This window comes from Candidatus Binatia bacterium, assembly GCA_029243485.1.
GTDB lineage: Bacteria > Desulfobacterota > Binatia > UBA12015 > UBA12015 > VGTG01.
The window spans coordinates 47,847-59,647 of the sequence record JAQWRY010000052.1 but is presented as its reverse complement, the minus strand read 5'-3'; the positions used below and the strand labels follow the sequence as shown (position 1 = coordinate 59,647).

Sequence of the window (11,801 nt, the reverse complement as noted above, 5' to 3'; positions counted from 1 at the left end):
GGCGTCGACCATCCGCCATTGCGAGGAATCGACCTCCGTTGAAATCGGGGCCCGGGTCGCGCTATTGCGGGCGGACTCTGTTCACGCGCCTCGACGATCCGGAAACGCGGGACCTTCCTGAGCGGAAGCTCTCCTTCTGGCGGATGGCTGGGCCCGGCGCGATTCTCGTGGGCCTGTCCATCGGTGCCGGAGAGATCGTCATCTGGCCCCGGATCGTTGCCGAGTACGGGGGCTCGATGGTGTGGGCCGCGGTCCTCGGGATCTTCCTGCAGATGTGGGTGAACCTCGAGGTCGCGCGATGGACCGTGGCGACCGGGGAGACGATCTACACGGGCTTTGCGCGCGTATGGCGCGGGTTCGGTCCGCTGTTCATTCTGCTCACGGTGCTCGCGTGGCTCGCGCCGGGGTGGGCTCGGGCGTCGGGGCTCGCGTTGAAGGCGATCCTCGTGGGACCGCAAGGATTCGGCTCCGACACGTTCTGGACTGTCGTGACGTTTGGCGCGGCGGCTGCGATTCTCTTCGGGCCGAAGGTCGCGTACCTGGCCGTCGAGCGAACGGTCGAGGTTCTCGTTGTCATCGTGACGCTCGGCCTCGTCATCGTGGCGATCGCCGTCGGCACGCAGACGGCCTGGCAGGAACTCGGCGCGGGAATCCTCAACGTCGGCTACCGCGCGCCCGGCATGTCCGTGAAGGCTCTGTTTATCGCGATCGTCTTCGCCGGCGCCGGGGGAACGGCGAATCTGTTCTACTCGTTCTACCTCCGCGATAAAGGGATCGGCATGGGCGCACACGTGCCAACGCTTCAGAACCCGTTGCGCGGACGCACCGAAGCGATCGCCTCGACCGGCTTCACGTTCGAGGACACCGAGCAGAACACGAAGCGGTTCCAGTCGTGGTGGACCTACATCAAGCAGGACCAGATTTTGTTCTTCTGGGGCCTGAACACCGTCACGATTCTCCTCTTCATTTTCGGCGCGCTCGCGGTCCTACATCCGCAGGGCGTCGTACCGGCGGCGGGGTCGCTCATCTGGGACGAAGCCGCAATCCTCGAGGGCGTGTGGGGCCCCACCGGGCGCATGATCTTCCTCCTGGTGGGACTGGCCACGCTGTTCAGCACGCAGTTGGCGGTACTGGACGGCGTTGCCCGCAGCGTCGCCGACATCGTGCACACGAACTTCGAAGCGGCCCGCGCGCGTAGCGTGAACTGGTGGTACCTCGTCGTGGCGAGCGTGTGGATCGTGGCGGGGTGCGCGATCACCTACGTGATGGAGAATGCCGGCGTGAGCGAGCTCGGCTTCCTCTTCAACGCGGCCTACATGGGCGGCTTCGCGATGGCGATCTACGTGCCGGTGACACTCTACATCAACCTGCGCTACCTGCCGCGCGCGGCCCGACCGGGCCTTGTTTGCACGGTGATGACCGGCATCGCGGGTGCCGTCTACGTCGGATTCGCGATCGCCTGCCTCTGGTGGGAGGTCGCGGGCTAGTCGGCCTCGACCTCGACGGCGGGGAGCGCCAGGCTCGGGTCGAACCACGTGAGGATCTTGTCGTTCTCCTCGCGTGGGTAGGTGTGCGACAGGTCTTCGATCTCGCGAAAGACGAGTTCGGCGCCGGCCTCTTCAAGCGCGTCGCGCGTTCTGTGCGCGATCATGACGGGGAAGAGCCAGTCGAGTGTGCCGTGCACCAGGTAGATGCGCTTTCCCTTCGCGCGGCCGATGTTGCCGTTCTCCATGTTTGCGGGATGGAGCACTCCGGAGACCGGCGCCAGTGCGGTGAACGGCGACCCTTCCTGCAGGCCGAGGAGTAGGCTGTAGGTCGCGCCGTCCGACAAGCCGGTCAGCAGAATGTGGGAGGCGTCGACCTTCCAGTTGTTCTGGATGTAGTCGACCATCGAGCACAACGCGGGGGCGTCGACATCGGGACCCATCATCGACCAGGTGTCGCCCCGTGCCGTCGGCGCGAGCAGCAGGAAGCGCCGCCCACGGGCTTCTGCGAGCCACGTCCACAGGAAGTCGGCGCCGTCGCCGCTGCCCCCGTGGAGGGCGACGACGAGCGGCCAGTCCTGCGTTCCGTCGTAGCTCTCGGGCACGTAGAGGGCGAAGCCACCGCGTTGCGGTGGAACCCCGCCGGCGCGATGAAGGCCTACCTGTAATCCTTCCGCGGGCTCCGGGTCGATCTCTACGAGCCGATCGCGAAACGCCGGTTCGACGAAGAACCGACTCACCGGCGGCAGGACCTTGCGAAGCGGGTACAGGAACTGCTGCGCCTGGCAGTGCAGGTGCATCGCACGGAGGATTTCCTGGGGCCCGGATACCGGCTCGAGAAACCCGGCCAGCGCCTTCTCCGCGGCATGTGCGGACTTCGTGATCTGCTCGGCGAACGGGCGGGCCTCCTCGGGCGTCTCCGTCCCCTCGAACACTTCGAGCGCCCCGGTCAGCTTCTCATGCCATGGTCCGAGCGCCGCCCGAATCTCATCGAACCGCTGGGGGTGCAGGTGCCGCCGCGCGGTCTCGAGCGCATCGAGCCCACCGAGCAACGCCGGCCCCAACTTTGAAAGTCGGTCCAGAAATCCAGGATCGTCGATCATGCCGTTACCCTGCGCGAGGAGGACCACCCTCTGCAAACCCCGCCGTATTGCCGATGGTCGTGCGGTGGAGGAGTCGTTCGTGGCCGTCGTAGCCAGCGGTCGCCATGTGGAGGACCGAGCGGTTGTCCCACAGGACGAGCATGTCCGGTTCCCACGTGTGGCGGTATTGGAACTCGGGCCGACCCTGCCACTGGTACAGTTCCATCAGGAGGGCCATCGCCTCTTCGTGTTCCATGCCCTCGATCCCGCGGATGTATCCAAGGCAGCCGAAGATGCCCTCGCGCCCGGTCTCGGGGTGCTTCCGGATGAGCGGGTGACTGTGAGCCTCGTCCGCCTCGTCGGAGTAAAGAATCTCCATCGCGCGCTCGGACTGCTGATCGCTTTCGCCGTAGATGCCCCCGCGTCCGTAGGCGACGCCGGCCGAGTGAACCGCCTTCTTCCCGGTGAGTCGTCTCCGTAGCTCTCCCGGCATCTCGTCCAGCGCCTTGTGCTGGTTGGCGAACAGCGTGTCACCGCCCGCCTTCGGGATCGTGATCCCGAACAAGCACGTCCCGGCCGGCGGGTTCACCTGGAAGCTCCAGTCGGTGTGCCAGGCCTCAGCGAAGATTGACGCGGTCTCGTCGGCTGCGCGGTGCACGGCGATGATGTGCTCACGTCCGGCGATCGGCGCGATGAACGGATCCGCTCCGAACGGACCGAAATAGAGTGTGAACCGCTCGAGGTCGTCGTCCGTCATGGGCTGATCGGGAAACGCCAGGACGTGATTCTCGAGCCATGCCGTGCGTATGGCGACGACGTCTCCTGCGCTGAGAGGCTTCGTGAGGTCGACGCCGCGGACATCCGCGCCGCAGGCTTGGTTCGCCTTGGTGACTTCCAGTGCCATGGTAACGCCGTCTTACGCCGTCTCGGGGCTCTGAGGGAAGGGTCCGATCGGTCGAACGGCTTTCTTTCTCTCCTCACCCCGGGCATACAAGACAGATGCAGGTGTCTGAGGGGGTTGCGTTGTGAGCTATCAGCCGATCGAGAACTACGGGATTATCGGCAATCTGGAGACGGTCGCGCTGGTCGGGCTCGACGGATCGATCGACTTCCTTTCGTTCCCGGAGTTCGACTCCCCGACGATCTTCGCGGCGATGCTGGATTCAGAGAAGGGGGGGCGGTTCCGCATCACGCCGCATCTGGGGCACGCGAAGCGCACTCAGATGTACCTCCCCGACACCAACGTGCTCATGACGAGGTTCCTCGCCTCCACGGGCGTCGCCGAGATCATCGACTTCATGCCGATCTCAGCCGACGAACATCGAAGTGCAATCGTGCGCCGCGTTCGCACGGTCCGCGGTGTCGTTCGGTTCCAGGCGGAATGCGCACCGCGCTTCGACTACGGACGCTCGAAGCATACCGCGCATCGGCGCAAGGACGCGGTCCTCTTCCGATCGACGGGTGAAGACAAAACCGTAGTGCGGCTTCGAAGCACGCAGGAGCTCAGCCTGCGCGACGGGGACGTGATCGCCGACTTCGAGCTTCATGCGGGTGAGCACGTGGACTTCTATCTCGAGAACGCCGCAGCCGAGCAGGAAGTGGGGAAGCATCTCGGCGACTGGTGCAAGCTCGCTTTCGACGAGACCGTGAAGTTCTGGCACTCGTGGTCGCAGCATTCGAACTACACCGGCCGGTGGCGCGAGACGGTTCAGCGCTCGGCGCTCACGCTCAAGCTCCTCACGTCGCGCAAGCACGGCTCGCTCGTCGCCGCGGCGACCTTTGGTTTGCCGGAAGGGATCGGCGGCGAGCGCAACTGGGACTATCGCTTCGCGTGGATTCGCGACTCGTCGTTCACCCTCTATGCGCTTCTGCGTCTCGGTTACACGGAGGAGGCGCGCGGCTTCATGGGCTGGATCGAGGCGCGCTGCAACGAACTGGGGCCCGACGGCTCCCTGCAGATCATGTACGGCATCGACGGCCGCCACGAACTACCCGAGCAGGAACTCGACCATCTGGAAGGCTACGAGAAGTCGAAGCCGATCCGGATCGGGAACGCGGCGTACGATCAGTTGCAGCTCGACATCTACGGGGAACTGATGGACTCGGTGTACTTGTACGACAAGTACGGTTCGCCGATTTCGATCGACCTCTGGAGGAACCTCGTCCGTCTCATCGACTGGGTTTGCAAGAACTGGCGTCGGGAGGACGAGGGCATCTGGGAGGTGCGCGGCGGTCAGCGTGAGTTCCTGTACTCGCGGCTCCTCTGCTGGGTGGCCGTGGACCGGGGATTGCGTCTTGCGGATCGGCGTTCCCTGCCGGCGCCGATTGCGCGGTGGCGCAAGGTGCGCGACGAGATCTACGAGGAAATCCTGACCAACTTCTGGAGTGAGAAGAAGCAGGCCTTCGTCCAGTACAAAGGGGCCGAGACGCTGGACGCCGCCTGCTTGTTGATGCCGATGGTCCGCTTCATCTCGCCCAACGACCCCCGTTGGCTCTCGACGCTCGAGGCGGTCGGCAACGAGCTGGTCGATGACTCTCTCGTCTACCGGTATAGAGTCGGGCACGGCGCCTCGGACGGCCTGGAAGGGGAGGAGGGCACCTTCAACATGTGCTCCTTCTGGTACGTCGAGTGCTTGGCGCGCTCCGGGCAGCTCGACCGCGCGCGGCTCCTCTTCGAAAAGATGCTCGGGTACGCGAACCACCTCGGCATCTTCTCCGAAGAGCTCGGTCCCTCCGGCGAGCACCTCGGCAACACGCCGCAGGCCTTCACGCACCTCGGTCTGATCAGCGCCGCATTCGCGCTGAATCGAGGCCTCGACGGAGATTGGCGCGCGTGACCTCGTGAGGTGGGGAGGCTAGACCTTGGGTGTGGACCCAGGAGTCGAACCCGCGCGAGAGAAGCTCCAGGCGGTTGCCGCCGAGCTGAGTCAGGCCTTCATTGAACGCAACGCCGTGGTCGAAGGATCGTTGGCGGCGCTGCTTGCCGGCCAACACGTCCTTCTCGTCGGGCCGCCGGGCACCGCGAAGTCGATGTTGGCAGATGGGGTCTGTCGGCGGATCGAGGGCGCACGCTACTTTCAGTGGCTTCTCACCAAGTTCACGACGCCCGAGGAGGTCTTCGGTGCGGTCAGCCTGAAGGCACTCGAGCGAGACGAGTACCGGCGCGTCACGACGAACAAGCTGCCCGAGGCGCACATCGCGTTCCTCGACGAGGTCTTCAAGGCGAGCTCGTCGATTCTGAACGCGCTCCTCACGCTCCTGAACGAGCGCTGTTTCGACAATGGCAGCGAACGCATTCAGACCCCGCTGATCACGCTCTTCGGTGCCGCGAACGAGCTTCCCGAGGAAGACGAGCTCTCCGCCGTCTACGATCGGTTCCTGGTGCGGTTCGTCGTCGACTACATCGAAGAGGATTGGCGCTTCCTCAGAATGCTGGGAGCGGACGAACCGCATGGCGGCACGATGCTGTCGGCGAGCGATCTCGCGACTCTCGCGGAGGCGGCCCGCGCGATCGAGATTCCGGAGACGGTCCTCGGCCACATCGTCGAGCTCCGTCGCGATCTCGGCGAGAAGGAGGTGGTCGCGTCGGATCGCCGCTATCGCCAGAGCCTCGGTCTGCTGCGCGGCCTCGCGCTTCTCCGCGGGCATGACGTGGTGGGTGACGAGGAAGTCCTGTTTCTGGAGCACGTCTTGTGGAACGATCCCGCCGAGCGCGAGGTCGTCCGGGAGGCGCTCCGCAAGCTGGTGCACGGGCACGACGAGGAGGTCCAGGAACTTCTCTTCCAGGCGCTCGAGCTGAAGGAGTACGCTGGTCGCGGGTGGAAGAGCATGGACGAGCAGACGCAGGCCATCATCGAGGTAGAGACGAAGCTGCGTCGCATTCTGGTTCGACTCGACGATCTCGAGCGCGACGCGACCGCCGCCGGGCGGGAGGTCCCGCGCGCGGTGCAAGCGCGTGCGGAGATCGACGCGATTCGGCGAGGCCTGGGCGGGACGTGAGCGCGTGAGCGACGACTCGGACGGGCTCGACGCTCACACCGTCGAGTCTGATCTGTACGATCGAGCCGCAATCGCGCGCCTGCGTGCCGGCTCCGTGGCCTGGAAGAACCTCGACGCCGAGGGCGGCCGGCTCGTTCCGCATTTCGATGCACTGCTCGACGACGTCTTCTGCGCTCTCTTTAAGTACAACGTCGTCTCGTTCGATCCACAGGCGACCGCACCGAGCACCGCGCTCAACCGCAAGGTGGTGTCGGAACTGCTCGAAGGACAGGCCTACCCGGCGTTACGGCCGAAGACCCTTCTCGACGAAGCGCATGCCGGTCTAGCGACCGTGTCGATCGGCGAATCGCTCTTGAAGGCTCTCCGTGAGGATCGCGTACTCACCGCCGGCGACCTCTTGGATCTCTGGAGCCTCTCGCGGGAAGAGGAGAAGGTCCGCGACGCCGAGGAACAGTCGGAGGTCGCCGAAGATCTCGCTTCTGCGCAGGAAGCGCAGGAGGCCGCGGAGACCGAATCCGGCGACGAGATCGCGGTCCCGGCGGGCGAGGTCGAAGGAGACGCCGAAGACATCGAGATACTGGACTCGGCTGCGGACGAAGGTGCGGCGCCGCCGGGTGAGGGCGAGCCGGCATCCGGCGAACCCGGAGCCGAAGGTGAGCCCGGTGCCGAGGGTGAAGGGGGCTCGGGTGATCCCAGCGCGATGCGCCGTGCGGCCGCGAGCGCCAAGCGCGCCGCGCGAGTTGCGGCGGCGCAGCAGAGGCAGAAGGAGCGACACGTCGAAGAGGGCCTGGAGCGGGTCCGGGACCGGCTTGAGAAGAGCATCCTCGGGGCGGCCGCGCAGGCCGCAACGAAGGTGCAGGACCTGCCCGAGGCGCTTTCGAGTTGGGGGCGCGGTCTCGGGGCCGGAGGAAAGCTCGACGCGGGGCAGCGCATCGACCTCGGCCGCCGTCTGGCCGACAACCCGAAGCTGCAGAAGCTCGCGAAGGTGTTCGGTCGTATGCGGGAGAACGCGCTTGCTGTCCGTCGGAAAGTGCTCGATCGGGCCGATCAGGAGATGTTCGAGGTCGGCCGCCACCGCAGCCTCGACGACATCGCTCGCTTGGTGCCGCACGAGTTGGTCGCGCTGACGCATCCGCTTCTGAAGCGTGACTTCCAACGACGTCTCCTAGACGGTGGACTTCTCACATACTCGCTCAAGGGCGTGGACTCGCACGGCCATGGTCCGATCGTGGTGTGCCTCGATACGAGCTCGTCGATGTCGGGTGACAAGGAGATCTGGTCGAAAGCGGTGACGCTCACGTTTGTCGAGATCGCTCGCCGGCAGCGACGCCGTTGTCACGTGGTCTGCTTCGCGGATGCGAAGGCGTTGAAGGAGTTCGACATGAACCCGGGTACGGCCTGGCAGGTAGCGCTCGACGAGACGATGGACCTCGCCGAGCACTTCTCCGGGGGTGGCACTGACTTCATGGCGCCGCTCGACGCGGCCGTCGACAAGATCTCTGGTCGCGAGATGAAGCGGGCGGACATCGTTCTCATCACCGATGGCGAGTCCGCGGTCGACCCGGAATGGAGGGAGGAGTTCCATCGCGCGAAGAAGAAGCGCAACTTCTCGCTGTACGCGATCCTGATCGACCTCGGTTCCGCGCGAAGCGAGACGGTCGAGGATCTGGCCGATCGGATCTCGCGGATCTCCGAGCTCACCGAAGACGGGCGGGAGATCTTCTCGCGGCCCGGCGAGCGCTGAGAGCACCGGCCGGCGCGATGCCGCTCTCGGGCCTGCGCGTTCTCGATCTCTCGGATCACGCCGGGGCGTTGTGCTCCCGGATCCTTGGGGAGTGCGGCGCGGACGTGGTTCGGGTCGAGCCGCCCGGGGGCGCGCCGATTCGTCGCCTCGAGCCATTGCGCGGGGGCGAGAGCCTCGCACATCTTTACGCGAACCACAGCAAGCGCAGTGTCGTTCTCGATCTCGCGTCGGATGCGGGCCTCGACGCGCTGAGCACGCTCGCGCGCAGCGCCGACGTGATCGTGGACGCGCGGTCCATGGCGCCGGCGCTGCCGGTGGGATCGCCGGATCCGCTGGATGCGGCGCCTCTGGGTGCGGTCGTGCTTCGGGTGACGCCTTTCGGTCTGACGGGTCCGCATGCGGCTTGGAGGGGTTCGGATCTCATCTGCGCCGCGCGCGGGGGCATGGTCTTTGTGAACGGTCATCCGGACGAGGCGCCCCTCGCGCCCTTCGGCCTGGCGGCCTACACGGCGACCGGGATCGTCGGTGCGATCGCCGCTCTCGTCGGCCTGGCCGCACGTGACCGGACGGGCGAAGGCCAGATCATCGATCTCTCCGTCGAGGCGGCGACGGCGGGTGCGGTGGAACACGTGACTGGGCTGTATCGCCAGACCGGTCTCGTGCAGCGTCGGCAGGGAACGCTGCACTGGAGCCGCACCTTCCGGATAGGAGCCGCTCTCGACGGCCTGGTCTTGCTCACGCACCTCGGGGACTGGACGACGCTTTCCGAGTGGGTCGCGAGTGAATGCGCTGACGCGCGGGAGCTCACGGATCCGCGTTGGCAAGACGTTGCGGAGAGGAAGGCCCATGCCGAGTCGATCTTTGGCGGGCTCGACGCGTGGTTGGCGACACGGTCAACGCGGGAGGTGTGCGAGGGCGCGCAGCTTCGTCGGCTCCCGTTCGCAGAAGCGCGTCGGCCTGAGACTCTTGCGGCCGAGCCTCAGTTGGCCGCGCGAGGCTTCGTGGATGTCCGGAGGGTAGGGGCTGAGACGGTCGCGCTCCCCGGCGCTCCCTGCCGGTTTTCGGCGCGATCGGAAGGGCCGGGCCGTCTGCCCGCGGCGCCCGGCGCCGATTGCGAGGCCGTCTTCCAGGAGTGGGGTCATGTCGGCTCGGCGGGGCGGACGCCCCAAGGGCACTCGTCGGACCTACCGCTCGACGGCGTCGTGGTTCTCGACTTCACCTGGGTCGTCGCCGGGCCGGTCGCCACGCGGACTCTCGCGGACCAGGGTGCGCGCGTCGTGAAGGTGGAGCGCCGCAATGCTTCGGACTTCGGGACGAGGCGCAGTGGTTTGACCGGGAACCTAAATCGCGGGAAGCAGAGCATCGTGATCGACATGGAGACGGAAGCAGGCCGCCATTTGGCGCAGCGTCTCGCGGCCGAGGCCGACGTCGTGATCGATAACTTCTCGGCGCGTGTGATGCAGGGGTGGGGTCTCGACTACGACTCGCTGCAGCGGCGCCGCATCGACGCGATCGCCGTGCGTCTGACCGGGTTCGGCCTCGACGGACCGGCGCGAGATCAGGTGAGCTACGGCCCAACCCTGCAAGCGCTCGTCGGGTACCCACATCTGATGCGAACCGAGGGAGGCGCGGCGGCGGGTTGGGGCTATTCCTGGTCCGACATGGCGGCTGGGCTAATGGGTGCGTTCGCGACGCTGGCCGCGCTTCGGCATCGAAACCGGACTGGGGAGGGACAGGTCGTCGACCTGTCGCAGTTCGAGAACCTCGTGGCTCTCCTCGGCCCCAGCGTTCTGGACTTGCTTGCCGGACGCGAGGTGGAGGCACCTGCAAACGGTTCCCAGGAAGGCGCGCGCACGCCGCAGGGAATCTATCGCTGTGCCTCCGACGGCGCGGATGACGATCGATGGCTCGCTCTCTCGATCGCCGATGACGCGATGTGGGGACGTCTCGCCGCAGTCCTGGCGCGTGACGGCGAGGTCTGGGCGGTCGCCCAGGAGTGGTCCGAGCTCGCCCAGCGTCAGGCGAGGCGGCAGGAGATCGATGCGCGTCTCTCGGGCTGGACTCGCCGACTACGCGCAGAAGACGCCGAGACCCGACTCCAGGAGGCGGGCGTCGAGGCGGCCCTCGTCGCGAATGGAGCCGACCTCGCGGCGGATCCGCAGCTGGCGGCACGGGGCTATTTCGAAACGGCGGCCGCGGAAGGCGAGGAGGAGCACGTGTTCGACGGAATTCCGTTCTTGTCGGGTCGGAGCCCGGGCCGAGTAGCCGCTCCGGGGCCGCTCTGCGGAGAGCACGCGGATTCGGTACTGTCCGAACTGCTCGGGCTCGGATCGGCTGAGATCCAGAAGCTTCGGGACCAGGAGGTGATCGGGTGAGTTCGGACGAGGTGAAGAGTTACGCGGAATCGGGAGTGGACGTGGTCGGTCTCGAGGGGGGGCTGGGCAAGCTCGTTGCCCGCCTGGCCGAGACAAACTCGTTTCCGCGGCGCGGCAAGCCGGCGCTTCCCAACGGGTTCTTTGCCAACGTGCTCGACCTGGGGGGTGGCATGGGGCTGGCGATTGGTACCGACGGTGTCGGTACCAAAATCCTGGTCGCCCACGCGCTGCGCCGATACGACACCGTCGGAATTGACCTCATCGCCATGAACGTGAACGACGTCCTGTGCGTCGGCGCCGAGCCGATCGCCCTGGTGGACTACATTGCGGTCCCCGGTACGGACGCGGAGCTCTTGGACCAGCTATCGCAAGGGCTGGTCGAAGGCGCGCGGCAGGCGAGGATTAGCATTCCCGGTGGCGAGATCGCGCAGGTGAAGGACCTCCTCCGCCCGCACGAGCCCGACGGGCGTGAGAGCTTCGACGTGGTGGCGACCGCCGTCGGCGTCGTCTCGATGGACAAGCTGATCGTAGGGCGCGACGTCGCACCGGGTGATGTCGTGATCGGCCTCGCCGCCTCGGGCATCCACTCGAACGGGCTCACCCTCGCGAGGAAAGTGCTGGCGAACGGGCACGGGGCCGAGGCGTACTCCGAGCGCCCCGGGGTACTCGGCGGCCGCAGTGTCGGCGAAGAACTGCTCGTCCCGACACGGATCTATGTGCGCGAGGTGATGGCCCTTCTCGATGCCGGGCTTCCGGTGCGGGCGCTGGCCCACATCACTGGAGACGGGCTCCTGAACCTCCTGCGGATCGATGCGCAGGACATCGGCTTCGAGTTCGACGACCTCCTCGAGCCGCCGCTTCTGTACGAGCTGATCGCCGAGCGCGCGAAGCTCGACAACGCCGAGATGTACGCCACGTTCAACATGGGTATCGGCTTCTGCATCGTCCTTCCCGAAGACGCGGCAGACAAGGCGCTCGAGTTGGTTCGCGCCGAGGGGTCCGTGGCCAAGGTCATCGGCCGGGCGGTCCGGGATCCTTCGAACTCTGTGAAACTTCCGTCCGTCGGGATCGTGGGGGCAGGAAAGAGCTTCTACAAGGCCTAGGCCGGGAGCCCCTC

8 protein-coding genes are annotated in these 11,801 nt (G+C 66.3%); 6 read left to right on the top strand and 2 right to left on the bottom strand.

Going from position 1 to position 11,801, the window contains the following annotated elements; translation table 11 throughout:
• The first annotated feature begins 38 nt into the window (after positions 1-38).
• Positions 39-1,487, top strand: coding sequence for an Nramp family divalent metal transporter (locus tag P8R42_14300; protein MDG2305783.1), 1,449 nt, complete (start codon positions 39-41; stop codon positions 1,485-1,487).
• Here P8R42_14300 and P8R42_14295 read toward each other — a convergent pair.
• Both P8R42_14295 and P8R42_14290 read right to left on the bottom strand, forming a co-directional pair.
• A complete protein-coding gene (locus P8R42_14295; protein MDG2305782.1) occupies positions 1,484-2,587 on the bottom strand; it encodes a phospholipase in 1,104 nt (367 codons plus the stop codon). The two genes, P8R42_14300 and P8R42_14295, sit on opposite strands and share 4 nt — an antisense overlap.
• Positions 2,588-2,591: 4 nt before the next feature.
• Positions 2,592-3,470, bottom strand: coding sequence for a TauD/TfdA family dioxygenase (locus P8R42_14290; GenBank protein ID MDG2305781.1), 879 nt, complete (start codon positions 3,468-3,470; stop codon positions 2,592-2,594).
• Positions 3,471-3,591: 121 nt separating this feature from the next.
• Here P8R42_14290 and P8R42_14285 point away from each other — a divergent pair, with 121 nt between their 5' ends.
• From P8R42_14285 to purM, 5 genes are read left to right on the top strand one after another with little or no spacing between them, the layout of a single operon-like run.
• Entirely contained in the window at positions 3,592-5,403 is a 1,812-nt protein-coding gene (locus P8R42_14285; GenBank protein MDG2305780.1) for a glycoside hydrolase family 15 protein, read from the top strand.
• Positions 5,404-5,434: 31 nt separating this feature from the next.
• Positions 5,435-6,565 carry an AAA family ATPase gene (locus tag P8R42_14280; GenBank protein MDG2305779.1) on the top strand — a complete coding sequence of 377 codons (1,131 nt, stop codon included), beginning with the start codon at positions 5,435-5,437 and terminating at the stop codon, positions 6,563-6,565.
• A 4-nt stretch (positions 6,566-6,569) separates the two neighbouring features.
• On the top strand, positions 6,570-8,309 hold the full coding sequence (locus P8R42_14275; GenBank protein ID MDG2305778.1) for a VWA domain-containing protein: 1,740 nt from the start codon (positions 6,570-6,572) through the stop codon (positions 8,307-8,309).
• A gap of 17 nt (positions 8,310-8,326) precedes the next feature.
• Complete coding sequence (locus P8R42_14270; protein MDG2305777.1) at positions 8,327-10,684, top strand: CoA transferase; 2,358 nt, start codon at positions 8,327-8,329, stop codon at positions 10,682-10,684.
• Positions 10,681-11,787, top strand: a complete 1,107-nt coding sequence (purM, locus tag P8R42_14265) for a phosphoribosylformylglycinamidine cyclo-ligase (GenBank protein ID MDG2305776.1) — start codon at positions 10,681-10,683, stop codon at positions 11,785-11,787. The genes P8R42_14270 and purM overlap by 4 nt, the downstream gene beginning before the upstream one ends.
• Positions 11,788-11,801 lie beyond the last annotated feature (14 nt).